The sequence below is a fragment of the Micromonospora sp. R311 genome (genome assembly GCF_056780015.1).
This window is the reverse complement of record NZ_JBSWCE010000020.1, coordinates 115,894-140,031: the sequence shown is the minus strand read 5'-3', so window position 1 is coordinate 140,031 and position 24,138 is coordinate 115,894. Positions and strand designations below refer to the sequence as shown.

Genomic DNA, 24,138 nt, shown 5'->3' with positions numbered 1-24,138 from the left:
GAGCTGACCGCGGTGATCGAGCGGATCCACGCGGAGAACTACGGCGTCTACGGGGCCCGCAAGATCTGGCACGAGCTACACCGACGCGGCGTGCGGGTGGCCCGGTGCACGGTCGAGCGGCTGATGCGTGAATCCGGGTTGCGTGGGCTGCTGCGCGACAAGTCGCCGCGCACGACCCGCCCGGCAGCCGAGACCAGCCGCCCTGCTGACCTGGTCAGACGGGACTTCACCGCAGCGGGCCCGAACCAGCTGTGGGTCGCGGATCTGACCTACGTGCGCACGAGTGTGGGATGGGTGTACGCCGCGTTCGTCCTCGACGTGTACTCCCGCATGATCGTCGGCTGGCAGGTGTCCACGTCGCTCTACACGGATCTGGCTCTCGACGCGTTGAAGATGGCGATTTGGCGCCGCGAGAACCAAGGTGCTGACCTGGGCGGACTCGTCCATCACTCCGACCGGGGAGTCCAATATCGAGCGATTCGCTACAGCCAGCGGCTCGCCGAGGCCGGCGCCGTCGCCTCGGTCGGCTCCAGGGGCGACTCGTACGACAATGCCATGGCCGAGGCATTCAACTCCCTGTACAAGGCCGAACTCGTCCGCAACAAGGGCCCGTGGCGCGGGCTCGACGACCTGGAGATGGCCACCGTCGAGTACATCGACTGGTACAACAACCGAAGGCTGCACGGCGAGCTCGGCCACGTCCCACCCGCCGAGCACGAGGCACTACACGCGATGACCCACCCGGTCACCGCACCCCTGAAAACCAGCTAACCAACTCTCCATCAAACCCGGGGCTTGACAACCAGTCAGAGCCGGAATCCGCCCCGGCTATACCCTGTAGGGCCGCGGCCACGCACGGCTGCTAGCGACCGGCTTACCGCAGGTACTGCTGCGTCGCCGACACACCGTTTCCGAAGGGGCCGGGCCGAGGCCTGACGGGTAACCGTGGCACGAATCGCCGAGCCGGCGGCTCTACGGACGGCAGGATTCACCCTGCACCACGCGGGTATCCGCCGCCATGACGGGACGCCCCCGACCCGGGTCGGACTACCGCTCTCCACTGCGGGTGATGGCCCGGTACATCGGTAGAACGGCGTCCGGAGCTGGCAGTCGGGGTAGCAGTCTGGCCCGGTCGCGGCTGCGACAGCTGGAGGTCATCGCCGTGATCGCTGTGCAGTCCGGGCTTGCGGCCGGCTTGTCCTGGTGGATCGCCCACAATCTGCTCGGTAACCCGAACCCGGTCTTCGCCCCGACGGCGGCGGTAGGCACGATCGCTGCGGCACTCGGTCAACGCACCCGACGCACCTTCGAACTTCTCCTCGGTATCGGGCTGGGCATCGCCATCGGCGATGGCCTGGTGTACCTCATCGGCAGCGGCGCGTGGCAGACGGCCATCATCGTCACCATCGCGATCGGGATAGCCCTCGGGCTCGCTGGCCGCGGCGGCACCATTGTCAGCCAGGTCGGCGGCACCGCGGTCCTCATCGCCACCCTCTCCACCAGCCAGCGCAACCTGGAGCTACCGCGCATCGTCGACGCGGTCACGGGCAGCCTCGTCGGCCTCGTCGTGGTGGGGCTTCTCCTGCCACTGCACCCCATCCGGATCATCAATCGAGCGGCCGGGCCCGTATTCCGGCAACTCGCCGACCAGCTCCGGACCCTCGCGCAGGCGCTGAATGAACACAACGCCGAACGAGCCGTCGACGCGATGGAGGCCCTCCGCGGGATGAACCCGGACGTCGAACGCATGCAGGACGCCATCAAGGGGGCCGAGGAGGTGGTCACCATCGCACCCGTCCGGTGGAGTCACCGGCGACAATTCAACCGCTACGAGTGGGGATCTCTCCACCTCGTCCGTGTCATCGACGACAGCCAGGACCTCGCGCGCCGCGCTGCCACTGCCCTGCAGTACCGCGAACACGTGCCCGGTAATCTGGGGGATGCTGTCGGAGCGCTTGCAGACGCGGTCGACCAGCTGCATCGCGAAGTCCGCAAGGACCGTTTCCACGAGCAGACCCGGCGTATCGCACTACGCGCCGCAGTTCAGGCCGAATGTGCGCGAGACGCGGGCCTGGGCACCTTCGGCGCAGCCGCCGCCACCCAGGTCCGTGTCACCGCCAGCGACATGCTTCGCACGACCGGATGCTCCATCGACGGCGCCAACCGGAGGGTCCAACTGGCTGCCTACCTCGGTCGTACCAGAGCCGGACAAGGCCGGGTCTGATCACCTGGCGGAGATACCGACCGACCGAAACACGGCCGCCGATGCTGTCACTGTCCACGACACCGCGTCAGGGTGAGGCGCCGCGCTGGCCGTCCCGGGAACGGTCACGGTGCCGGCAGCCGGCGCCGGATCGCGGGCCGGTGAGCGGGCAGCGCGACCGTGTCCAGGTCGGTGACCACGGCCTCCAGCAACCGGGCGATCCGGGGTTGTAGACCGGTTGCGCGTAGTTCGTCAACGATCATCGCCAGGCAGGTGTCATACGCCAGAGGGCTCGCCCGGACCCGCACGGAGCCGTCGTCGTCGCGGACGACCCAGGCCGCCTCGGGGCGCATCGCGAGCCGGCGGAGCAGGTCGTGCGCCTCCTGCACCGCCCGCACGGCGGTGGTGAGGTCGTTCATTGCGGGCGAGAGCGCTCGTTCGGCGATGTCGGTCAGTTGCCGGAAGCCGAACCCGATGTCCTGACCCGGCGTCCGTTCCACACCGACGGTCACACCTCGAACGGCGCGCTCGGCCGGCAGTGGGCGGGGCGTGCGGCCGGGGACCCGATGAACGTTCAGCAGCGCTGCGCCGGCGACCACGAAGTCGCCGGGGCTGGGTACGACCGCCAGGACGCAGTCGTACTCACGGGCCAACCGGGCGAGCAGAGCGAGGTCGACATCGGTGACGAGCCCCGGCCCTGGCGCCGGCACGACCTGTACGACCTCGCCGATGATCACCGGGGCCGGCTCGTCGCACTCGGGCACGTGCAGGTCGAGCGTGCGGCGGGTCTGGGCGCCGATCGCGCCGATGATGTGGGACACCCGCATGACAGCGGTGATGTGGTGCAGGTAGTAGATGAAAACGCCGGTGCTGGCGAGAACGAGTGACATCGACACGGCGAGGGAGAGTTCCGGTAGTCGTTCGTTGTCGTCGGCCGGCAGCGCGGCCAGTACCACCATCGCGAACAGAAAGGTCGCGACGAACGTCCCGAGGGTCGCCTGGATGACGCGGTCCTGCAGGAACGTGCGCAGCACCCGTGGGGAGTACTGGCTGCTGGCCAACTGCAGCGCGACGACCGTGATGGAGAAGACCAGCGCGGTGAACGAGATCATCGCCGTGATGATCGACGACAGCAGTGACCGTGCGCCGGTGGGGCCGCTGGGCAGGATCCCCTCCACCGCGAGGCCGAGGCGCAACTCCAGCACGGACAACCCGATCGCCGCCAGCATCGCGCCCGAGGCGAACACCGCCGGCACCAGCCAGAAGCTGTCCCGTATCTGAGCGATTCGGGACGGGGGCGTGCGGGGTCGGCTCATGGCGACCGGGTTCTCGGCCTCACACCTCAATCGTGGCGCACCCCGCACGTTCGTGCTCGCTATCGGGCGAGATGGACGAGCGAACCGGCCCGGGAGCCCGGGGTCAGCCCGTGGAGGCTTCACGATCGCCGTCGCCGCGTTGGCGCTCGGCGCTGAGGAAGTAGGCGCCGAGGGCGCCGGCCAGGGTACCGAAGACGACCACTGAGTAGACCGCGAGCCCCAGTTCGACGATCTGAGCCAGCGGGTCGGTAACGGTCAGGGGCTCGCCCGTGATCGTGGTCAGGGCGACGTCGTGCAGTGCCTGCCCGTACGACCGGTAGGAGCCGGCGAGGACGAACAACTGCCCGACCGTCAGGATGACCGCGGTGGTGATGATCGCCAGCCAGGCGAGCCGGTCGGTCAACAATCGGCCGGCGGAGCGGGAGCCGCGGACCGCGGCGGTCACGACGCCGCCGGCACGGGCCGCACGCAGGGCGCTGGCGGCGCGGGCGAAGCGCAGGAAGGGCACGGCGAGGAAGATGACCTGCCACCAGTTGCGCCGCCAGAAGCGGCGGGCATGGTGGCGGGCCAGCCAGGCGCGCAGGGCGAACTCGGCGACGAAGACCGCCCACAGCACCCAGCTCGCGACGGTCAGGGCGGTGGAGAGCGTGGGATGGCGGGCCAGCGCCTGCCCGAGGACCACCAGCAGGAAGATCACCCCGAGGGCGCCCATCGGCTTGTCCAGCCGCCGGGCCAGACCGTTGAGCGCGGCGTCCTGGGACCGCTCCTCGGCGGTCGGAGGTCCGGTCATCGGCGGGCCGGCCGGTGCCGGTACGACGTCGGTTTCTCGTGGCGGGCGGGCACGGGGCCTCAGCGGGTGGCGGCGGCCGGTGTCACGGTCGTCTGTCGGGTGGCGCCGCCCCGCAGGTACGTCACGGGCACCCGCTGGCCGGGCTCGATCGACCGCAGCGCGCCGAGGAACGCCTCCAGGGTGTCGATGCGCTCTCCGGCGACCTCGGTGATGACGTCGCCGGGCCGCAGGTCCGCCGCCGCCGACGGGCCGTTTCCGGCGACGTCGCGGACCAGCACGCCGCGGTCGGTGCCGGCGCCCAGGGATCGGGCGATCTGCGGGGTCAGGCGGGCCACGGCCACTCCCAGGTACGGCTGGGTGACCCGGCCGTCGTCGAGCAGGTCATCGGCGATGTCGGGGGCCGTGGCAGCGGGGATGGCAAAGCCGATGGACACCGCACCGGTCTGCGGCGGCAGGTAGGCGTCGTTGATGCCGATCACCCGTCCCGAGTAGTCAGCCAGCGCGCCGCCCGAGTTGCCGGGCGAGATCGCAGCGTCGGTCTGGACCAGGTCGACCAAGGCGTTGCCCTGCGTCGCCGATCCCGGGACCTCCCGACCGACGCCGGAGACGATGCCCGCGGTGACGCTGTTGAGGAAACCCAGTGGACTGCCGAGGGCGACCACCGGCTCGCCGGGCGGTGGGAGTTCGGTGCGGAACGGCGCGGGCGGCAGGTCGCGACGCTCGGCGCGGAGCACAGCGAGGTCGGTCACGGCGTCGGCGGCGACCACTCGAGCCTCCACGCGGGTGCCGTCGGCGAGGGCGATCTCCACGTTCCGCTGGTCACCCACGACATGTTCGTTGGTGAGGATCAGCCCGCCGTCGCGGAAGACCACCCCGGAGCCGAGGCCCTGACCGACCCGGACGGTGACAACGGACGGCTGGAGGCGAGCGACGATCTGCGGCAGGTCGGCGGCGGTCGGCACGGGCGCTGTGGTGGGCGCCGCCGTCGCCGCGCCGCCACCGTCGGCGGTGCAGCCGGCGCTGCCCACCGCCATGGCCCCGCAAGCCAGCAGTGCCAGCCAGCGCGATCGGCGTGTCACGGCCGCCTCCTCCCCGAGATCGTCCGGCGGCGCCGCGATCCCTGCGCCCTGGCTAGGCCGCTACCCGAACTCTCCCTCGGCAAACGTCGGCCGCCCTACCACGGCGAGTCGTCACACGGGTGGGAACGAATCGTCATCGTTCCGTCGTGTTGCCCGGGGCGTCCTGCGGGTAGCGCAGGGGGATCAGCCGCTACGGAAGGAGCAACTCATGCCACGCGACAGGACGGCGACGCTGGTCAAGCTCGGTGACTCCGGCCAGACGATCGCGGCGGCCGAGCAGGACGTGCGCGGCCGGCGCGTCCTCGACGCCGACGGCGAAGACCTGGGCAAGGTCGACGACCTGCTGATCGACAGCGAGGAGCGCAGGGTGCGGTTCCTGCGGGTCGAGCACGGGGGGATCCTCGGCATCGGCGCCACCGCCACGTTCATCCCCGCGGAGGCGGTCAGCGACGTCACCGACGACACGGTGCGAGTCGACCTGACCCGACGCAAGATCGAGCAGGCGCCGGCGTACGACCCGGAGGTCATCGAAGAGCCCAGCCATTACGAGGATCTGTACTGGTACTACGGCTACGCGCCGTTCTTCAACCCCAGCGGGGTCGCCCCGCCGTACCCGGTACCCCCGACCAGCCGGCGCTGAGCACGGGTGCCCCCGACCGGAGCGGGTGTTCGCGGCGGCCGCACGCGGCCCCGGCACCCCGAGCAACGCGAGGAGACCCCATGACCTACGTCCCCTGGTTCTTCCCCCACGAGCTACCGTCGCTGTTTCAGACCCGGCCCACCTCCGAGGACGCCCGACTGGCCTGCCGACTGCTCGAGCGCATGCAGCAGAACCCGCTGCTGAGCCACGAGCGCATCTGCATTGAGGTTCAGAACCGTGTGGTGATCCTGGAGGGCGTCGTCAGTTCCGCAGAGGTGAGCGCCGAGGCCCAGGCCAGCGCCTGGAGCACTCCCGGGGTGCACGACGTCAACAACCGGCTGCACCGGTTGGAACGGTGAGCGGATGACCCGCCAGAACCCGTTCGCGATCAGATGCCCGGCCCGCCTGAGGGCCGGGCATCTGGACATGAAGCGGAAGCCGCAGAAGCCGTACCGGTAGCGGCCGTCCCCCGTCAGGGGCCGGCCGCGCGGTGGTGTCGACAGACAGCGTCACCGCCACACAGTCACGCGGGCGGCCGCCAACGCCTTCTGCCCCTCGAACGGGCGATACGCCGCCGGGTTGCCCAGTCCGCGTCCGACGAGGTCCCCGTACAAGAACCAGACGACGGTGCCCTCGATGGTGACCAGTTGCGGCGGCAACGCCTCGACTGGCCGCCGGGTCAGGACGAGCAGCGAGCCGTCGGTCAAATCCACGTCCCGGACCACGAAGGCGCCGTCGTCGACCACCCGCTCCACTGCGGCGGTCACCGTCAACCGGTCACCGGCCTCGGCCCGGGCGACCGTGCTCGCTGGCCTCGTGCTGGTAGGTCGGGGCGACCGCTCCAGTGCCGGGTCGCGGCTGCATCCGACAGGGAGCAAAGCTGCCATCATCAGCCCTGCGGCGATCGCCGCCCGACAGGCGCTGCCCTGGCCGGTCATGATGATCACCTGCCTTGTCACGGCGCTGGACACTGCTCCTGCCACTAGAGATGCCCGACGCCATGACGGCCGCCGCGCGATCGCGTGACGGTGGCGTGACGAATCGGGGCATCAGATCCTCCAGGCGCGGTCACGGCAGCAAGGGGCCGAGATTGCCGGAGGTCTGCGCGGGCAGCCATGGTCTCGGCGGGCGGCCACGAAGGGATTTGTCACCCGACTGTCACGTGACTGCGGTGCTGGTGCCAAGGCCACGTCTCAAGGTGGTACCTCGGGGACCGCCGCTACGTGAAGGGGAGCACATGGCATCGGCGCCGCCGGACACCGACTGCACCATCGGAACCGTTGAGGTGCGGGTGCGCGGGGAACTGGATCTGGCCAGCCTGGACAGCGCCGGCGTCGTCCTCGACCGGATCCTGTCGCTGCGTCCTGAGCACGTGGTGATCGACTTGTCGCACTGTCGGCATATCGACGCCACAGCCATCGGGCTGATGGTCGACGTGCGCCGCAGACTCCAGGATCACCACGGGGTGCTGAGTATCCGCGATCCCCATCCGCGCGTCCGTCGAATCCTGCAGGTCGCCCGTCTGGACCAGGTCCTGCCCATCATCACGACCGTCGTCTCGACAACGCGGGGTGCCCGCCGGCCGGACGCCGGCTGCTCATCGGGACCAGCCGCGTCCAACCGACAGACACGGGGCAGCGCGGCAGAGCAACCGGGAACTCCCGCTGATGCTCCGCTGGCCGGCGTCCATCAGCCACCGATGGTGTAAGGGAAAGCAGCATGACCGCCACCCACCACGTCACCGGAGCGCTCGGCAGGCTGCCGGCCATACGTCCCGCGCTGCCTGGCGCTGGCCGTCGGTATCGCCGCAGCACCAATCCCATGATCGCCGCCGGCGTTGCCCACGTCGACGCCAGCGCAGGCTCACCCGATGTTGTCGTCCGGCGCGGCTGCGCCAGCCTCACCATCCGCGTTGCTGCTGACAACAGCCGTCACTCCGCATCCGCCAACCCCGGGTCGCCGACGGCGCCACCAAGAGGCCTTGATCGGCCGGCGACGACCGCATCGAGGAGATGACGATGACCGTCGTGCCGGACGAGAACTCTCTGACGCTCATCTGCGACACCTGCGGTGACATGATCACCGGGAACGGCCCACTGCTGCCCGACACCGAGGTCGTCTGGACCTTGGTCACTGAACAGGGTTGGACCGGGTCGCCCTTTTCCACGGGCCCGCACCGCTGTCCACGATGCGGGCTGTTCCCCACGGCCACGGACGCCGGTGCCGGTGCCGGTGCCGGTGCCGGTAGGAACGGCTACCACGGCCGGGCCGGCGCCGTGTCGGGTATCGATTACCTGGACGAGGTGGCCATCGTGGCCGTCGTAGGCGACATCGATGTCGATGCCTGTGAGTCACTGCGTTCCGCCCTGCACACGGCGATCGACGTCAGCGGGTACGTCGTCGTCGATCTGACCGAGGTTCACTTGATCGACTCCACCGCCCTCGGGCTGCTCGTCCGCGGCCAACGCGAGGCCCGCAGGCGCGGCGCCGAGTTGTGCCTCGCCGCGCCGTCCCGATTCATCCTCACGGTGCTGCACACCATGCGCCTCGATTGCCTCTTCCCGATCTTCACCAGCCGCAGCGAAGCGATCGCCCAACTGTTCTCGCGACGGCAGCCCTACCAGTCGTCGGTTCCTCGCCCGGTCCTCAACAACGCACACGATGACGCCCCCCGACGGCGGACCAAACGCCAGTACTGAAGGCACCGGCAGAGACGGGCAGGTGCGCACGTTCACGCTTCGCGGTGTGAAGCTCGGCAGATCCGGCGTGGTCAGGGGCCCGGTCACCTAACGGGTACTGACCGCTTCGCCGGGCACGGCCTCCGGCTGGCCTCGGTTGCCCAGGACATCACCATCCATCCACCGCAGGCACCAGACAGCCCCACCACCCGGCTGACCGAGGACACCGGGCATCGCCGTAGAGCCGCCGCGACAGTCAGACCCGGGAGGACGTCGGCCGCACGGCGTACCAGCGGCGACCGAGCGTCGCCGTGACGCCGTGCACGACGGTGCTCAGCGCTACGACCAGGCTGCCGGCCGCCCAGAGCCGCGGATCACGGGCACCCTCTTCGTGGCTGTAGGTGAGGTAGAACAACGCCGACACACCGATCGGCCCGAACCAGCCGAGGAACAGCGCGTCCCGCCACGGCAGGCCCAGGGCCGGCTTCAGCGCCAGTAGCACCGGCAGCCGGCGCAGCAGCAACACCACGACCGCGAACGCCGCGACCAGCCAGCCCAGGTCCAGCCAGTCACGCCAGGGCACCTCGACACCGAGGAGGAAGAACAGCGGCAACACCAGGTAACGCGTGAGCGCGTCGTCGAGCTTCTGCTCCGAGGCCCGTGACTCGTCCCCGATCATCCCGTTGTAGGCCAGTCCGGTGACGAAGACGGCCAGCAGCGCATCGGTGTGCAGCAGTCGGGCCACGCCCAGGGCCGCAACACCGAGCACAACAGCGAAGATCAACAATGAACCCTCGTCGACATCCTCGCGCGCCTCGGCCAACATAACGGCTCGGCCTGCGGCGCAACCGATGATCACACCGACCAGCACGGCCCCGAGCACTCCCCAGACTGCTTCCCTGATTTGCCCACCCGCCGGGCGGTGGGCTGCGGCAATCAGCGCAAGGACGACGAAGACGAACGCGAGTCCGTCGTTAGCGCCCGACTCGGCACTGATCAACTGCCGTAGCCGAGCGGGAAGCTGCCGCTCGGCGGGGCCTCCGGACACGATGCTGGACGCCAGCACCGGGTCGGTGGGCGTTATGCACGCCCCGAGCAGTAGCGCCAGGGCCAACGGCAGGCCGAGGACCAGCCACGCCAGGCCGGCACTGATCACCGCCATGCCCGCCATGCCCACGGCCAACAGCACACCCACCGGACGGATCACCGACCGGTACTGAGGCAGCTGGAACCGAAGTGCGACCGCCATCAGCGAAATGGCCAGGAGGATCCGACTGGCCTCCAGCATCAGCCCCGGGGCATCGTGGTTTCGCAGGTCGATCAGTCCGGAGATAGGCCCGGCAAGAACGCCGAGGGCGAGAGCGAGCAACGGCTCGCTGACCGGTGCACGGCGGATGGCGTCGGACCAGAACGCCAGCAGCACCGCGAGCACACCAACCAGGGCGTAGCCGAGGTGCAGTAGATCCATCCCGACGCACTACCCGCCCAACGAGGTCATACACCGGTTCGGGGCTGCCCGCCGATGCCCACGACCAGCGCTGTTATCCGCGGCCGGACGCGGATGCTCCCGCCGATCCACCCCGGCAACCTCTCCGAGCAGATCAAGCTCCTGTTCGCGAGCTCGTACATCAGGCTGACGGAGCCAATGTGATCACCGGTAACGGGCTTTCGAGTCGTCTTTTCGTAGTGACTGGACCTGGGCCCCACCAACCTTGGCCTGGCCGACGTCCGGCCATCCGGGACGAGATCGAACGTCGCGTCCGTTGCCGTTGCCTGCTCGGCGGCGGCGGTAACGTCCGCGACGCCGCCGGACGGGGCGGGGTTGTTCGACTCACCTCGACGGCGACGAGGAGGGGGAGATCAGCCCTGACTCGTACGCGATGATGACCAGTTGCGCACGGTCGCGCTTGGTCAGTAGGTGACTCACATGGGTCTTGACCGTGGCGGGGCTCAGCCGCAGCCGCTCGGCGATCTCGGCGTTCGACAGGCCACGGGCAATGAGGGTGAGGATCTCGCGTTCCCGGTCGGTGACGCGGTCCAGTGCCGGCGAGAACGAACCTGTTGGCTCGTGGCTACGGACGAACTCCGCGATGAGCCGTCGGGTCACCGAGGGTGCCAGCAGCCCGTCGCCGGCGGCGAGTTGCTCGCGATGAACGCCTCGACGGAAGTGTCCGCCAGTAGGCGACCACTGCCCACGGGCTCAGCTCTGGGCTTCCGGAGATCAACCGGCGTCGCGGACGCCACGCCTACGATGAGTCGACCGTCGAAGGAGGTCCCGGTGGGTTCGTTCTCGCGCAAGAGCAGAGACAATCGCTCCGACGTCGAGCAGTCGCGGGCGACGTACCAGCGCGCTCTGGCGCTGTTCGACCAGAAGCGCTGGTCGGAGGCAGCCGACGGGTTCGCCGAGGCAGCCGGCGCCGATCCGGGCTCGTCGAGCTGCCAACTGTTCCTCGGGGTCTCGCTAACCAACGCCGGTCGGTGGGAGGAGGCACTCGAGCCGCTGCGTGCGTGCCTCGATTTGCGACCGGAGTACTCCGAGGCGCACAACGCGCTCGGCATGGCCCTCGGCAAGCTCGGCCGCTTCGCGGAGGCCGACGAGCACATCGTGCACGCCGCGCGCCTCGGCCACCCGCAAGCGGCGACCACCATGCGGCGGCGGGGTATCGACTACTGCCGCGAGTGCCACCGGCCCGTGCACCGGACGGAGCCGGGTACCTTCGACGTCAACGTGATCTCGCCCAAGGTCGGCGTGCAATGCACGGCCTGCGACGAGGTATTCTGCGTTCCCTGCCTGCTCGGCGACGCCGACTCGGCGTTCAACGTGCCGTGCCTCCGATGCGGCGGCGAACTCACTGTGATGGAGTTGGACCGCTGAACCTGGCGGGCTTAGCCGCAGCAGTCACTGTCGCGCGGCGTGTCGAGAACGTCCACGGTCAGCGTGGGCCGATCCAGATCTCTAACGTGTGCTCCCCCGTTGCCACACCTTCGATGTCACGGGACTGCAGCGTCGCCGGTTTCCATGCGACGTCGAAAGCACAAACCATGAACGGCCGAGAACGCCCTATCGGTGAGCTGCCCGCCGGATCGCCCGGCACATGTTCCGGCATCCGCTTCTGCCCCGACCGTGCGCGACACTCACCCTCAGACCAACCGCCGGCTGGTGGCAAGCGGCTGGCTAAGAGGCGTCTCGTTAACCCCGGCGTCTGTCCGGTAAGGACGATCATCGAGGATTGCGGGGTGCAGGTGATCACCGCGAGGCAGCCGGAGTCGATCTTTCCGTTCACCGGGTTGCAGCCGGCCCAGTTCCGCCCGGGTCATCGACACCCTCGGACCGCTGCTCGCCCTTGCCCCGGTCCGCCGGCGGCCGGTCGACCAGATCGCCATCGTCGACGGCACCCCGATCGCACGCACGGCCAGCAACGGGCGGATCTCACCGATGGCGCGGGAGATCGTGGAGCGGGCGATGCCGTACAGCGCGGCGTGCGGGAGCCCGGTGCGTAGGTGGACCAGGCCCACTTCTTGGGCACACTCGAAGAATCCGCGCGGCCACTGCGGCGTCACGGCTGCCCCCGGACCAATGGGTGTGGCTCTTCTGCGGGAACTGTCCGAACTGGGAACTTCCCTGCGGAAGAGCAAATGCAGCCGGCGAAGCACCGGCCCGAGCATCAGGGCCTCAGCAGCCCGCCCACCCACCAGTCGTGCGGTTTGCCATCGTTGGCGATGCCGCGATTGCGCAGTGTCCCTTCGACGGTGAAGCCGAGTTTCTCGGCGACGGCACGCGAGCCGGTGTTCCCGGCCATGGCCCACCACTCGATGCGGTGGACGTCGAGGGTGGCCCAGCCCCAGTCGCACAGGGCCCGAGCGGCCTCCACCGAGTACCCGCGTCCGCGCTGTTCCTTGACCGCCCAGTAACCGAGTTCGTAGACGCCCGGACTGATGATGAACAGGCAGTACGAGCCGACCAGGGCGCCACTGTCCCTACGGAAGGCGCCGAGGGTATAGCTCTTGTCCGTGGCCCAGCCCGCGGGCAGTTCCTCGCCGATGCGCTTCTCCGCGTCCGCACGCCGGTACGGCACCGGCACCGGCGTATAGAACTGAATGTCCTCGTCCTGGCAGGCTTCGTACACCGCATCCACGTCGGCAGGTGTGAAGGCCCGAAGCACCAGACGGTCGGTCTCAAGAGTCACCGGATCCACTGCGGCAGTATGAACACCGCCAGCAAGCAGCGACCAGCGAATATCCCCGAGCACCGCACATCACACCCCGGACTGATCAACGGTCGTCGCAACACCCCCAGAAAAGCAGTCCCCGAGACGGAGCTACGCCCACCATCAATCGCGGACCGAGCCGCAAGGAGCCGAAGAGCGGATAGCCAACAGGCTCCTCGAATCCGGTTGACGGCATCGACAGGATATTGATGTACGCGTTACCGGCGGAGTTGCTCGGGTGCATGATCGCCCAGACACCGGTATCCAGCGGCGCTCAGAGCCAGCCGCGGTCGCGGGCCTGCCACCCCAGCTGCATCCGCGACCGCGAGTTGGTCAGCTCCATGAGGTGCTGCACCCGGCGGACCACCGTGCGGCGGCTGACGCCGAGCCGCGCGCTCACCGCCTCGTCGGTCAGGCCGGCGACGAGCAGGGACAGCAGGTGCCGGTCGGCGGCGGAGACCGCCGTGGCGGCGGCGAGGTCGGCCGAGTCGGCCACGGACAGGGGCGTGGCCTGGTTCCAGACCGTCTCGAAGAGCGCGATCAACGCGTCGAGCAGGCCACACGGGTGCACCAGCAACGCCGCGTCGTGCGCCGCCTGCGTCCAGGCCAGCGGCAGCAGGGCCAGCTCCCGATCGGCGACGGCGAGCTTGGTCGGCAGGCCGTGCGCCAGTCGCGCCTGCTCGCCCTCCCGGACATGGACGACGACGCTCGCCACGAAGCCGAGGTCGGTCAGGGCGTCCACGTCGTACACCGCCCGGTAGGTGATCCCGGCGGCCTGCCGTTCGAGCTGCTGCCGGTTGACGTCCTTCGGCACCGCGTACGGCGGCGCGACCAGCACCCGCATCTGCTGGCGGGCGGTACGTTGCAACCGGTCGAAGGCCTGCGCGACCGCCGCCCGGCCGGACACGATCTCGATCAGCTCCTCGGTACGCCGATTACTGGCCCGGCTGCGCGCCTCCTGCGCGAGGCGGTGGGCGGCCGCCCGTACGCCCTCCAGCTCCTCCTGGCGGCGGCGGACCTGCTGTTCCACCGCCAGCTCCGGGGGGACCGGAACGACCCGCTCCTCGGGGGCCGGGGTGTGATGCACGAAGCCCTTGCGTTGCAGGGAGAGCACCGCGCGGCGCACCTGGGCGGGGGTGAGTCCGGTCCGGGTGGTCAGCTGCGTCGGCGTCGCACCGCCCTGGCGGACCAGTGCGAGGTAGGTCGCCTCCTCCGCCGCGCTCAGCCCCGCCGGTCCCAGCACGATCGTCCTCCCTGGCGCATCTGGGCCATGTCACAGCTGCGCTGACTCTAGATCCTTTACCGTCCCGCTGACGAGGTGTGACGCTGCCTGCCGTACGGCCGGCACGTCGAAGGGGGCCTCGTGTTCAGCTCGTTACGCAAAGTGCTTGTCGCGGCGGTGGTCGCGGTCACCGTGGTCGCCGCGGCGCCACCGGCCGCGACGGCCCTCGCCGCTGACGCAGTTGCGCCAACCACCGCCCCCGGCTCGGTGTACACGGTCACGCTGATCAACGGTGATGTCGTCCGGCTCACCCGGTTCGCCGACGGCCGGCAGGAGGCGACCATCGACGGCCGGGGCAGCCCCGACCGGCATGGCTTCCGACTGTCCCACCGCGACGGTGACGTCTACGTGGTGCCGGACGAGGCGGTGCCGTACGTCTCCGCCGGCCTGCTGGACGAGGCGCTGTTCAACGTCACGGACCTCGTCGCCGAGGGCTATCACGACGCGGCGAGCCCGACCCTTCCGCTGCTCGTGGCCGGGGTGCCGGCCAGCGCCGGTGCCCGGGCAGCGGTTCCGGAGACCCCGCCCGGCGCCACCCGGACCCGGGTGCTACCCAGCATCGGCGCGGTCGCGGTCACCGGCCGCAAGACGCAGGCGCGGGCGCTTTGGACTGCGCTGACCACCGGGCCGCGTACCCTCGCCGTCGGCGAACGGAAGGTCTGGCTGGACCGGAAGGTCCGCGCCGACCTGGTCGACAGCGTGCCCCAGATCGGCGCGCCGGCCGCGTGGCGGGCCGGATACGACGGGCGGGGCGTCACCGTGGCGGTGCTCGACAGCGGCTACGACCCCACCCACCCGGACCTCGCCGGCCGGGTGGCCGCCACCGCGGACTTCACCACCGAGGGCGGTACGGCGGTCGACCGGTTCGGGCACGGCACGCACGTCGCCGCGACCGTCGCCGGCAGCGGAAAGGCCGGCCGCGCCGGTGGCCGGGGCGTGGCGCCGGGCGCCCGGCTGCTGGTCGGCAAGGTCCTCGACGACTCCGGCTCCGGCGACCTGTCCTGGATCATTGCCGGCATGGAGTGGGCGGTACGCCAGGGCGCCCGGGTGGTCAACCTCAGCCTCGGCGCCCCGTCGTACGGCGGCCCGGACCCGGTCAGCGAGGCCGTCGACGCGCTGAGCGCCAGCTCGGACACGCTCTTCGTGGTCAGCGCCGGCAACTCCGGCCCCGGGCCGCAGACCGTCGGCACGCCCGGTATCGCCACCGCCGCACTGACCGTTGGTGCGGTCTCCAAGCAGGACGCCCTCGCGAACTTCTCCAGCCAGGGCCCGCGCCTCGACGACGGCGCGGTCAAGCCCGAGATCACCGCACCGGGTGTCGGGATCGTGGCGGCCCGGGCGGCGCGCACCTCGCTCGGCCAGCTCGTCGACCAGTCCTACACCGCGATGTCCGGCACCTCAATGGCGGCGCCGCACGTGGCCGGCGCGGCCGCGCTGCTCGCCCAAGCCCACCCCGACTGGCGGCCCGAACAGCTCAAGGCCGCGCTGGTCAGCAACGCCGAGCCGGTCGGCACCGCGCCGGTCTGGGCGCAGGGCGTCGGCCGGATGGACGTCCCGGCGGCGCTGGGCCAGACCGTCCAGGTCGACACCGCCAACGTCGTGCTCGGGCAGGTGCCGGCCGGGTCCGCCCGGCGCGGCGCCGACGTGGTGTACCGCAACATCGGCCGGAAGCCCGTCACCCTCGACCTGGATGTGGCCGCCACCGACACCGGCGCCACCGGCCGGGCTGCCGCGCTGACCGTCACGCCGGCCCGGCTGACCATCGCCGCCGGTGGGCGGGCGACGGCAACCGTACGTCTGGACACCGCGGCCACCAGCCCGAACCAGTACGCCGGGGTGCTCACCGCGACCGCTGCCGGGCTGCGGCTGCGGACCCCGGTCGGCCTCAGCGTGACGCCGCCGGCGCACACCCTCACCATCGCGGCGACCAACCGCGACGGCCGGCCGGCCAGCGGATTCCCCGACCGGGCGGAGCTGTGGAACCTGGACACGGGCGCGCAGTACTACGGCTTCTTCGCCGACGGCCGGGCGACCGTGGAGCTGCCCGCCGGCCGGTACTCGCTGATGGCCCTCGTGCACAGCCTGGACGCCAGCGGCACCGAGAAGGACCTCACCGTGGCCGGCGACCCGGAGCTGCTCGTCGACACGGACCGCACCGTGCACCTCGACGCGCGTGCCGGCAACGAGATCCGGATGGACGTCGCGGACCCGACAGTGATCGGCCGCGGCGCCATCTCGTGGCAGCGCACCGCCGGGAGCCGGTCGAACCTGTCCGGCTGGGCGTTCAACCCGTGGAACGTCCGGCGGGTCTACGCGGTACCAACCCGGCCGGTCGACACCGGCACGTTCCAGTTCTTCAGCCGGTGGGACCTGCGCGCCCCCGAGCTGACCGCCGAGGTGACCGGCGCCGGCGGCTTCCGCCTAACCCGCCCGCTGCCGCTGGAGTACGCGCCGGTGCTCGACGGCACCCGCACGCTGCCGCTGGTCGACGGCGGCGACGGCGAGCCGGCCGGGCTGGGCGCCGCCCGCGGCGCGGCGCTGCTGCTGCGGTACGTCGGCGACGAGGCGGTCGCGGAGCAGCTGCGGGCCGCGGCCGCGGCCGGTGCCGTGGTGGTGCTCTTCGCCCCCGACCAGCCCGGGAAGATCTACCCGAGCGGCCACGGTTCACCGGTACCCGCCTACCAGATCGAGTACGCCGACGCCCAGCGGCTGCGCGAGCGGTTGGCGGCCGGGACGGTGACGGTCAACCTGACCGGCGCGGCGCACAGCCCCTACCACTACGACCTGCTGCTGGCCGAGCCGAACCGGATCCCGGCCGACGTGCACTACACCGCGAAGGAGCTGGCGCTGGCCACCGTGGACAGCGAGTTCCACCAGCACGCGCCAGAGATGCGCGCGCTGGACTCGCGGGCCGGCTACCCGGACGGGGTGACCGTCGCGTTCGGCTTCAACCGGTCGCTGACCGCTGGGCAGCGGCGTACCGACCACGTCAACACCGGCGGCGTGCTCTGGCGCGCTCAGGCCACCGCCGAGGGCGAGAACCGGCAGGGGACCCAGGGCACCATGTACGGTCCGCTGCGGGCGTACCGGCCCGGTGAGCGGACGCGGGAGGTGTGGTTCCGGGCTCTGACCCGGCCCGCCGTCCCGGCGGGTGCGCCCAACTACCCGTACGGGACACCGGTCAACCGGTGGCACGACACCATCCGGGTGGCCGTGCCGCAGTACGCCGACGGGGCCGTCACGGCGTACGGCTGGATCGACGGCGGCTCCGACCGGGCCCGGATGACGCTGCGCCGGGGTGACCGGGTCGTCGGCACCACCAGCGGGTCGTCGCAGCAGTTCACGGTCGGCCCAGGCAACCGGACCTACCACCTGACCCTGGACGTCACCCGGGACCGGTTCCCGGACCGGGTCTGGTGGACCACTTCGACCGCGACCTCCACCACGTGGACGTTCCGCTCCGGGCGGCCCAGGGGCGAGCAGCCGCAGGTGCTCACGCTGCCGCAGCTCCGCTACGACATCCGGACCGACCTGTCCAACGCGGTCCGCGCGGATCAGCCGTACCCGCTGTCGCTCACCCCGGGCTACCAGCCCGGCGCGACCGGGCCCGGCCGGTTCGAGGTCAGCGTGTGGGTGTCGTACGACGACGGCGCCCATTGGCGGAAGGCGCCCGTCCGGGGCACCGGAAGGGTGACGGCGACCCTGCCGGCGGCGCCGGCGGACGCGGGGTTCGCCACGGTCCGGGTCACCGCCACCGACCGCGCCGGCAACCGCATCGACCAGACCATCACCCGGGCCTGGAAGGTGCTGCCCTGATCTCACCCGTCGGACGGGCCGGCCGCGTCACCGCGGCGGTGCGGGCCCGACCGGCACCGTGGACAGCGCTGCTCCGGTCGCTCTCCACGGCCGGCGGTGCCGGGCGACCCCACCCTCGTCGCCCGGCACCGCCCACGCGTCCGCCATCGGCGGATCGCCGCCGCCACTTCAATGGGCGGCGCCGAACCACCGTGGCAGCTGGGCGAGCAGGTAAACCGCACGGACCTTGACAAGATCACCGCCGTCACCGGCGGTGGCGTGCTCATCGCCAAGGACCCCGCAACCATCGGGGACGTCTTTCTCAAGGCGATCTCACCGCGCCCCGCGCAACGCTAGGAGACTTCTGGCCCCGCCAGGCGCGGGGTCGGTCCGGATCCTTGGCGCCATGCACAACCCACGGTTCGCCGCGATGTGTAAGGGTTGAAGCAGCCCTTAGTGGACGCGAGCGACCTAGAGGATATCGGGCTCTTCACAGAAGACGGTGTAGTCGGGGTCGGAATCCGCCGGTTTCCAGCAAGGACCGGGCGATGTAGTTGGTCAGGTTGCGGAACCCGAGCGCGGAGCCGCGTAGGTGTTCGAGCCGTCCGTTGAGCGCCTCGGTGGGGCCGTTGGACGTGCCGGGCCGGTCGAAGTAGGCCAGCACGTCCACGGCGCGCTTCTTTAGCGTCCGCCCGAGGATGATGACCTCGCGGAGGGCGGCTGGGACGCCGTGGCTGACCGAGTGGATGAGTGTCTGCATCCTCATCTTCCCGCGGGCACGGTTCGGCTCGCGGTAGGCGGCGATCATCGCCTGGTAGACACCCCAGGTTGCCTCGACCTCTACGTGCTGCTCCTCGACGAACAAGGCTCGCAAGCGTGCCGACTGTTTTTCGGTCAACAGGTCCGCGCCGGTGTGCAGCGTTTGCCGGGCGCGGTACAGCGGGTCGTTCTTGCGACCTCGCTGACCATGGATGTCGTTCTGATCCCGGCGCCGGCACCGGTCCAGCGCATCGCCCGCCAGCCGCACGACGTGGAAGGGGTCCATCACCGCGACCGCGTCGGGGAGTTCCTCGGTGGTGGCGGTCTTGAACCCGGTGAACCCGTCCATCGCGACTACCTCGACACCGTCCCGCCAGACCTGCGGTCGGCCGGCGAGCCATGCCTTGAACACGTGCTTGGAGCGGCCTTCGACCATGTCTAGCAGGGCCGGTACCGGCACGCACGGCGGTCAGATCGATGAGACGGTGACGAACTTGTCTCCATGCCTGGTGTGCCGCCAACAGTGCTCATCGACCCCGACGACGCTGACACCGTCGTAGCGGGTCGGATCGTCGATCAGCGCCCGCTGCCCCTCGGCCAGGACGGCGTCGTTGGTGGTGTTCCACGACACTGCGAGGCCTTCGGCGACCCGGGCGACGGTCAGGTGCTGGACTACCAGGGCCTCCAACGCCCAGCGCAGGGCTCGGCGGGACAGCTTCGCTCGCGGCGCCGCGGCCCGGCTGGTGTCCTGGCGCCACACGTGTCCGCAGTCGCCGCACCGGTATCGGCGGACCGTGACCAACAGCGTCGTGGGTCGCCACCCGAACGGCTCATGCGCCAGCCGCCGGACCACGGTGTCCCGAGCCACGCCCTCGCAGCCGCAGTCCCGACACCAGCGTTCATCAGAGCCGTCCACGGGGACGACCCGGCACGCCAGGACCGCCCGACCAGGCTCCAGACGCTGCCCGGTGACCTCCAGGCCGAGCTCGTCGAGCCGGCAGAAGGTTGTCAGATCGGCAGGCGCGAAGGACAGATCAGCACCGGCGGAGCCGGCTGCAGGAGTAGCGTCGCGCAAGTCGAGGTCTTCCGGATAGGCCGCGTGAGAACTCATCATCGAAAGACCTCGACCCGTATCCCGACGAACGACACGCCGCAGACCTGAAGAGCCGCCAAGCGCTCGCCGCAACGTTGAAGGAGGACTGCCCGTTGTGCGCCGAAAGGGTCGGCTTCGCTCTGGTCATCGATACGCATAGCCATCGCTCCACATAGGTATAGGCCGTGGGCCCACGAGCACGGCGGGCGATGACGGGCGGGCTACTCAACCGCACCTGGACCGGAGTCCGCAGTAAATCCGACAGCTCCCGTCCGGCGGTGGCCCGCCCCGAGGCGCGACGACACTGGTCTCGGCTCATGGCTGTCTTACCCGCACCTGCGGGACGATCGTCAAGCGGCCCCAGGACTCGACGCCGCGGTGCCCACATTTGATCGTCACCTATCGGCACATTGGCGGGCATGTCCCGTGGCGGCACGCCTGAGCGTTCTGGGGCCACCGGGCACCTGCTGAAGTGCGACCAGAGCTGTCGGCCGTCGCGCGGCGACGGCCGACATGCCACGACGAATTCCGTCAAGCCGTAGCTCGCGTGGGCCGGTATCGCAGGGCGACCGCCCCCGACCGGAACTCATGGCGATCCACGAGCTCAAGCTGGATGCGCTTATGCAGACCGGCGAGCAACGTCGGCCCTTGTCCGGCAAGGACCGGCTGCACAAGGAACTCGTACTCGTCGATCAATCCCAGATCCGCCAACGCCAGGGGCAGCGTCACGCCACCCACCCACAGGCCCACGCCCGGCTCCTGCTTGAGCCGCTCAACCGCTTGCCCTAAGTCGCCCCGTACCAGGTCGGCGTTCCAGTCGACCCCGCTCAGCGTGCTCGACACGACGTACTTCTTGGCCCGGTCGATGGTCTCGGCGAACGGGATCTGCCACTCACCCATCCAGTCAGGCCACGTTCCCGTGGCCGGACGCCGCCACGCCGACTGCATCATCTCGTAGGTCACCCGGCCGAATAGCAGGGCATCGGCTCGTTCCATCTCAGCGGTCCAGTAGTGCATCGACTCCTCGTCCGGGGGGAGCCCTGCCTCGTGATGGCAGCAGCCGTCAAGCGTCACGTTGATCGAGTATCGAAGTGGTCTCACCGAGAGGTCCCCCTTGATGCGGCTGCCCAGGTGCAGGCGGACTCGGCGGTCAAGTCGGACTGGGCTGCGAGCTCGGGCGACGTCTCCCACGGGGCCATGGGTTCATAGAGTTGCCAGCCGTAGAGGTGTGGCCCGAGCGGGCGGATGAGGTTCGTGGGGTGCACGAATAGCTCGTCGGACGGCGCTCTCCGGTCGAGGCTGCCGTGCTCGTCCTCGATCAAGAGGTCGAGGGAGCCGTTGGTGAAGTAGACGAGGTTGCCCATGCTCACGACACCGCCATCGTCGCCAGGTGGGCGTCGAGTTCGGCGAAGCTCTGGCGCCAGCCCTCCTCGGTTGCTCCGCTGACGTGCGCCGGCAGCCACTGGCGCACCTCGAGGCGGGTGCGCCCGTCGGGCTCGTCGTAGAACTCGAACCGGAACCGTGTCTCGAACGCCCCGAAGCCCCCCGGAAGGCGGCCACGCACGCACATCACGCCGTCGAGCACCCTGCCCTCGGCGACGTTGGCGAGGTCGATGTGCACCTCCGCCCGGATGGACGGGTCGTCGGGGAACACCTCCACGAACCGCTGGTAGCCGCCGGGTCGGACATCGAACTCCATCTCGTCGAGCGGCCGCACGCTGCCGGTCGGCCCCCACCAGGCCGCCACCTGCTCCGGGTCGGTGAAGGCCCGGTAGACGAGGGCCCGGGGCGCGTCGAATACGCGCGAGATGGAGAGGTCGGGTGTTTCGGTGGTCATCGGTTCTCCTGCTCCTGTTGAAGCGTGGCGAGGTGGGCGTCGAGGCGGTCGAAGGACGAGTCCCAGAACCCCCGGAAGCGCTCGATCCAGACGGCCGCCTCCCGGAGCGCCGCCGCCTCCAGATGGCTCCGCTGCCATTTCCCCTCGCGCGAGCGTGAGATCAGGGCGGCACCCTCGAGCACCTTCAGATGCCGTGACACCGCCGGCATCGAGATCGGCAGCGGCGCCGTGAGCTGCGTCACGGTGGCGTCGCCGACCGTGAGCTCGGCGAGGATCGCCCGCCGGGTGGGGTCGGCGAGCGCCGCGAACACGAGGCTGAGCTGATCAGTGGCGGTCACCTCGTTCATTTAACCAGCTCGTGAAGTGTTCATCAAGGCACCGGTCCGAACGAGTCGGCGGCCAATGAGCGCAAGCGCCACATCTCGGCGCTCTTCGCAACGACCAGGACAGCGCAGATCAGGTCATCTGCGCTGCCCCCGACCGTCGGCTTGGGACAGCCGACCTGATCGCGGCCGAGCCGCTACCAGTGGCTCTGAGCTGAGGCCGGTCGCCGCACCGGTAGCGGCGGATCGTGACCAGCAGCGTCGTGGGGCGCCAGCCGAACGGTTCGTGCGCCAGCCGCCGGACCACGCTGTCGCGCGGCGCGCCTTTCTCGCGACCCCAGCGCTCATCGCGGTCCGCCCCGGGATGACCCTGCACGCCAAGACCGCCCGGCCCGACTCGAGGCGTTGCGTTGCCCCCGTGACCTTCAGCCCGAGCTCGTCGAGCCGGCAGAGCGCCGCCAGATCGGCAGGCCCGAAGGATCAGACCACAGTCAGATCAGCACGGCGGATCCGGCGTCAGGAGGAGCGTCGGGCACGTCGAGGTCTTACGGATGGGCGGTGTAGGAACCTTCATCCTTGGAAGACCTCGACCTGTCTCGTCGCGCCGACGAGCCGACACCGCCAACGAAGCGATCACACCCTCGTCTGTGAAGAGCCGGATTGCAGGGCGAGCAACGGATCGGCATCTCAACCACGACGATCCAGCGATCGGACTACGGCGTTGGCGCCACTGCCGGCCAAGGTCAGAAGATCATCGTAGGCGACAAGATCACCGTCCAACTGGACATCCAGGCCATGCTCGAATCCCGGCCCTGACCGCGCAGTCCCTCACCACCGCGACTTCTCTCTCAGTCACGGACGGGCGCTCAAGTGTTTTCTCACACGCGCTATTCGGAATGTCCGGACACTCCGAGGGCTGCTGCTGGGTGGTCACGCACCGCAGCGCGCGGATCGCGGCAGAAGCGTGCACCCGCCCATAAGCGCGGGCTCAAAAGACGCCCGGAAAGTTAGCAACGTGGTCTGCGATGCGGTTCGGCTGAAGCAGCTTTTACCGGGCGTTCGAGGGGCGCGACGCGGCGTCGTGAAGGTGGAGAGCCAGAGCCCGTCACTCATATCCCATGGCCGGGATGACCTTGCCGAGTGCTTCTTCGATGAACTCGCGGGTTTCGTCGTCGAATTGGCCGTTGCGGTTCGTCAGCTTGTGCGACTGAAACGTTGAAGGGGTGGCGAAGTCGTCGACGTCGAGTCGTTCGAACAGGGCGCGGCGCTGCCCGGGCCAGTCGGCTGCGAGATCTTCCGCTTTCACCTCGATGTATCGCCTGCCCGTCAGGTCGACCGTGTTCTTCCAGGTGAGCCATCGGTGGTAGACCGGCTCGAGGTAGGCGAGCGCGCCGTCGACGGTCGGCGGCGCCCATGGCTGGGCCAGGTGGGATGCGAGCACTGAGACCGGGTGACGCTTGATGTGCACGATGGTCGCTTCGGGGACCAGTTCCCAGAGGAACTCCATGCACAGCAGGTTGAACGGTGTCTTCTCGCACCAGGTCGGCTTGCCCGCGTCGGCGGCTGCTCCGCCGAACACGGTGTCGATCAGGCCCCGCAGGATTCCGAGCAGTTCGCCCCGGTCGCTGAAATACCTGGGAAGTACCCGCCGGCGGCTCAGCGGCTCGAACGGCCCGGCAGGCCGGTCGGCGTTCCCGAAGCCTTCCGCGGGCGCAGGTTCGTCGTATGTGTACGCGATCAACTGCGGCCAGAGCTGGTGCACCGCGTCCCGGTAGCGCCGCTCGCCGACCAGCTCGGGAACGGTTTTGCCGCGATCGTCGCGCCGGCCGGGCACTCGTACGGTGAGGATGTCGCTCAGCCGGTGCAGGGCATCCTCACCGACGATGGGGTCGTATCGATCGGTCAGCGCGTCGGCCAGGTCCCGCAGGCCACCCGGGTCGATGAGAAACCGGGTCTCCATGGGAATCCGATGGATCAGCGGATGTTCGCCGATGATGTCGGCGATCCGTGACGTTCCCGAACGACCCGTACCCGCAACGAAGATCGGTGAGGGGAACGGCATGGCGAGCAGTCAAACTCTCAGCCCAGCGCCTGCGCAAGCCAGTTATCCCCTTCACCCGCTGCCACGGGGCCGG

At 69.9% G+C, this 24,138-nt stretch carries 22 protein-coding genes and 4 pseudogenes; 11 read left to right on the top strand and 15 right to left on the bottom strand.

Going from position 1 to position 24,138, the window contains the following annotated elements; genetic code table 11:
* A partial coding sequence (locus tag AC1WTP_RS18785) for an IS3 family transposase (protein WP_481650557.1) occupies positions 1 to 771 on the top strand: 771 nt, incomplete at its 5' end.
* 391 nt (positions 772 to 1,162) lie between these two features.
* The gene (locus AC1WTP_RS18780; protein WP_481650556.1) at positions 1,163 to 2,224 is read left to right on the top strand and encodes an FUSC family protein; all 1,062 of its coding nucleotides are present in this window, start codon (positions 1,163 to 1,165) and stop codon (positions 2,222 to 2,224) included.
* A gap of 104 nt (positions 2,225 to 2,328) precedes the next feature.
* On the opposite strand, the gene AC1WTP_RS18775 is transcribed toward AC1WTP_RS18780, so the two are convergent.
* The 3 genes from AC1WTP_RS18775 to AC1WTP_RS18765 form a co-directional block, all read right to left on the bottom strand.
* The gene (locus tag AC1WTP_RS18775; protein WP_481650555.1) at positions 2,329 to 3,519 is read right to left on the bottom strand and encodes a DUF2254 domain-containing protein; all 1,191 of its coding nucleotides are present in this window, start codon (positions 3,517 to 3,519) and stop codon (positions 2,329 to 2,331) included.
* Positions 3,520 to 3,622: 103 nt separating this feature from the next.
* Positions 3,623 to 4,309: a hypothetical protein gene (locus tag AC1WTP_RS18770; RefSeq protein WP_481650554.1), complete on the bottom strand. Its 687-nt coding sequence runs from the start codon at positions 4,307 to 4,309 to the stop codon at positions 3,623 to 3,625.
* 59 nt (positions 4,310 to 4,368) lie between these two features.
* Positions 4,369 to 5,388 (bottom strand): S1C family serine protease, encoded by a 1,020-nt coding sequence (locus tag AC1WTP_RS18765; RefSeq protein WP_481650553.1) that lies wholly within the window; start codon positions 5,386 to 5,388, stop codon positions 4,369 to 4,371.
* 208 nt (positions 5,389 to 5,596) lie between these two features.
* Here AC1WTP_RS18765 and AC1WTP_RS18760 point away from each other — a divergent pair, with 208 nt between their 5' ends.
* Positions 5,597 to 6,028 (top strand): PRC-barrel domain-containing protein, encoded by a 432-nt coding sequence (locus AC1WTP_RS18760; RefSeq protein WP_481650552.1) that lies wholly within the window; start codon positions 5,597 to 5,599, stop codon positions 6,026 to 6,028.
* An 80-nt stretch (positions 6,029 to 6,108) separates the two neighbouring features.
* Positions 6,109 to 6,387 (top strand): BON domain-containing protein, encoded by a 279-nt coding sequence (locus tag AC1WTP_RS18755; RefSeq protein ID WP_481650551.1) that lies wholly within the window; start codon positions 6,109 to 6,111, stop codon positions 6,385 to 6,387.
* Positions 6,388 to 6,537: 150 nt separating this feature from the next.
* Here AC1WTP_RS18755 and AC1WTP_RS18750 read toward each other — a convergent pair whose 3' ends face one another.
* Positions 6,538 to 6,795 carry a hypothetical protein gene (locus AC1WTP_RS18750; RefSeq protein WP_481650550.1) on the bottom strand — a complete coding sequence of 86 codons (258 nt, stop codon included), beginning with the start codon at positions 6,793 to 6,795 and terminating at the stop codon, positions 6,538 to 6,540.
* A 470-nt stretch (positions 6,796 to 7,265) separates the two neighbouring features.
* Here AC1WTP_RS18750 and AC1WTP_RS18745 point away from each other — a divergent pair, with 470 nt between their 5' ends.
* Positions 7,266 to 7,736: an STAS domain-containing protein gene (locus tag AC1WTP_RS18745; RefSeq protein ID WP_481650549.1), complete on the top strand. Its 471-nt coding sequence runs from the start codon at positions 7,266 to 7,268 to the stop codon at positions 7,734 to 7,736.
* Between the two features lie 310 nt (positions 7,737 to 8,046).
* Positions 8,047 to 8,727, top strand: a complete 681-nt coding sequence (locus AC1WTP_RS18740) for an STAS domain-containing protein (RefSeq protein ID WP_481650548.1) — start codon at positions 8,047 to 8,049, stop codon at positions 8,725 to 8,727.
* Positions 8,728 to 8,962: 235 nt separating this feature from the next.
* On the opposite strand, the gene AC1WTP_RS18735 is transcribed toward AC1WTP_RS18740, so the two are convergent.
* Together AC1WTP_RS18735 and AC1WTP_RS18730 are read right to left on the bottom strand one after the other, a co-directional pair.
* Positions 8,963 to 10,174 carry a cation:proton antiporter domain-containing protein gene (locus tag AC1WTP_RS18735; protein WP_481650547.1) on the bottom strand — a complete coding sequence of 404 codons (1,212 nt, stop codon included), beginning with the start codon at positions 10,172 to 10,174 and terminating at the stop codon, positions 8,963 to 8,965.
* Between the two features lie 363 nt (positions 10,175 to 10,537).
* Positions 10,538 to 10,846, bottom strand: a pseudogene (locus AC1WTP_RS18730) (response regulator transcription factor); the annotation flags it as partial.
* Positions 10,847 to 10,984: 138 nt separating this feature from the next.
* On the opposite strand from AC1WTP_RS18730, the gene AC1WTP_RS18725 reads away from it, so the two are divergent.
* A complete protein-coding gene (locus AC1WTP_RS18725) occupies positions 10,985 to 11,581 on the top strand; it encodes a tetratricopeptide repeat protein (RefSeq protein WP_481650546.1) in 597 nt (198 codons plus the stop codon).
* Between the two features lie 435 nt (positions 11,582 to 12,016).
* Positions 12,017 to 12,103: pseudogene (locus AC1WTP_RS18720) on the top strand (IS5/IS1182 family transposase); the annotation flags it as partial.
* A gap of 268 nt (positions 12,104 to 12,371) precedes the next feature.
* Here AC1WTP_RS18720 and AC1WTP_RS18715 read toward each other — a convergent pair.
* Together AC1WTP_RS18715 and AC1WTP_RS18710 are read right to left on the bottom strand one after the other, a co-directional pair.
* Complete coding sequence (locus tag AC1WTP_RS18715; protein ID WP_481650545.1) at positions 12,372 to 12,902, bottom strand: GNAT family N-acetyltransferase; 531 nt, start codon at positions 12,900 to 12,902, stop codon at positions 12,372 to 12,374.
* 286 nt (positions 12,903 to 13,188) lie between these two features.
* On the bottom strand, positions 13,189 to 14,157 hold the full coding sequence (locus AC1WTP_RS18710; RefSeq protein WP_481650544.1) for a TrmB family transcriptional regulator: 969 nt from the start codon (positions 14,155 to 14,157) through the stop codon (positions 13,189 to 13,191).
* Positions 14,158 to 14,277: 120 nt separating this feature from the next.
* Here AC1WTP_RS18710 and AC1WTP_RS18705 point away from each other — a divergent pair, with 120 nt between their 5' ends.
* Together AC1WTP_RS18705 and AC1WTP_RS18700 are read left to right on the top strand one after the other, a co-directional pair.
* The gene (locus AC1WTP_RS18705) at positions 14,278 to 18,012 is read left to right on the top strand and encodes a S8 family serine peptidase (RefSeq protein WP_481650543.1); all 3,735 of its coding nucleotides are present in this window, start codon (positions 14,278 to 14,280) and stop codon (positions 18,010 to 18,012) included.
* A gap of 96 nt (positions 18,013 to 18,108) precedes the next feature.
* Positions 18,109 to 18,348, top strand: a complete 240-nt coding sequence (locus AC1WTP_RS18700) for a hypothetical protein (protein WP_481650542.1) — start codon at positions 18,109 to 18,111, stop codon at positions 18,346 to 18,348.
* A 133-nt stretch (positions 18,349 to 18,481) separates the two neighbouring features.
* Here AC1WTP_RS18700 and AC1WTP_RS18695 read toward each other — a convergent pair.
* The 6 genes and pseudogenes from AC1WTP_RS18695 to AC1WTP_RS18670 all read right to left on the bottom strand — a co-directional run.
* Positions 18,482 to 19,825 (bottom strand): annotated as a pseudogene (locus AC1WTP_RS18695) (ISL3 family transposase).
* Positions 19,826 to 20,374: 549 nt separating this feature from the next.
* A complete protein-coding gene (locus AC1WTP_RS18690) occupies positions 20,375 to 20,917 on the bottom strand; it encodes a dihydrofolate reductase family protein (protein WP_481650541.1) in 543 nt (180 codons plus the stop codon).
* A gap of 23 nt (positions 20,918 to 20,940) precedes the next feature.
* Entirely contained in the window at positions 20,941 to 21,213 is a 273-nt protein-coding gene (locus AC1WTP_RS18685) for a dihydrofolate reductase family protein (protein ID WP_481650540.1), read from the bottom strand.
* Positions 21,210 to 21,680 carry an SRPBCC family protein gene (locus AC1WTP_RS18680; protein WP_481650539.1) on the bottom strand — a complete coding sequence of 157 codons (471 nt, stop codon included), beginning with the start codon at positions 21,678 to 21,680 and terminating at the stop codon, positions 21,210 to 21,212. Before AC1WTP_RS18680 ends, AC1WTP_RS18685 begins: the two co-directional genes overlap by 4 nt.
* Positions 21,677 to 22,027 (bottom strand): ArsR/SmtB family transcription factor, encoded by a 351-nt coding sequence (locus AC1WTP_RS18675; RefSeq protein WP_481650538.1) that lies wholly within the window; start codon positions 22,025 to 22,027, stop codon positions 21,677 to 21,679. The genes AC1WTP_RS18680 and AC1WTP_RS18675 overlap by 4 nt, the downstream gene beginning before the upstream one ends.
* 205 nt (positions 22,028 to 22,232) lie before the next feature.
* Positions 22,233 to 22,465 (bottom strand): annotated as a pseudogene (locus AC1WTP_RS18670) (ISL3 family transposase); the annotation flags it as partial.
* Between the two features lie 198 nt (positions 22,466 to 22,663).
* On the opposite strand from AC1WTP_RS18670, the gene AC1WTP_RS18665 reads away from it, so the two are divergent.
* Positions 22,664 to 22,819 carry a hypothetical protein gene (locus AC1WTP_RS18665; RefSeq protein ID WP_481650537.1) on the top strand — a complete coding sequence of 52 codons (156 nt, stop codon included), beginning with the start codon at positions 22,664 to 22,666 and terminating at the stop codon, positions 22,817 to 22,819.
* 289 nt (positions 22,820 to 23,108) lie between these two features.
* Here AC1WTP_RS18665 and AC1WTP_RS18660 read toward each other — a convergent pair whose 3' ends face one another.
* Positions 23,109 to 24,065, bottom strand: a complete 957-nt coding sequence (locus tag AC1WTP_RS18660; RefSeq protein ID WP_481650536.1) for a sulfotransferase family protein — start codon at positions 24,063 to 24,065, stop codon at positions 23,109 to 23,111.
* Positions 24,066 to 24,138 lie beyond the last annotated feature (73 nt).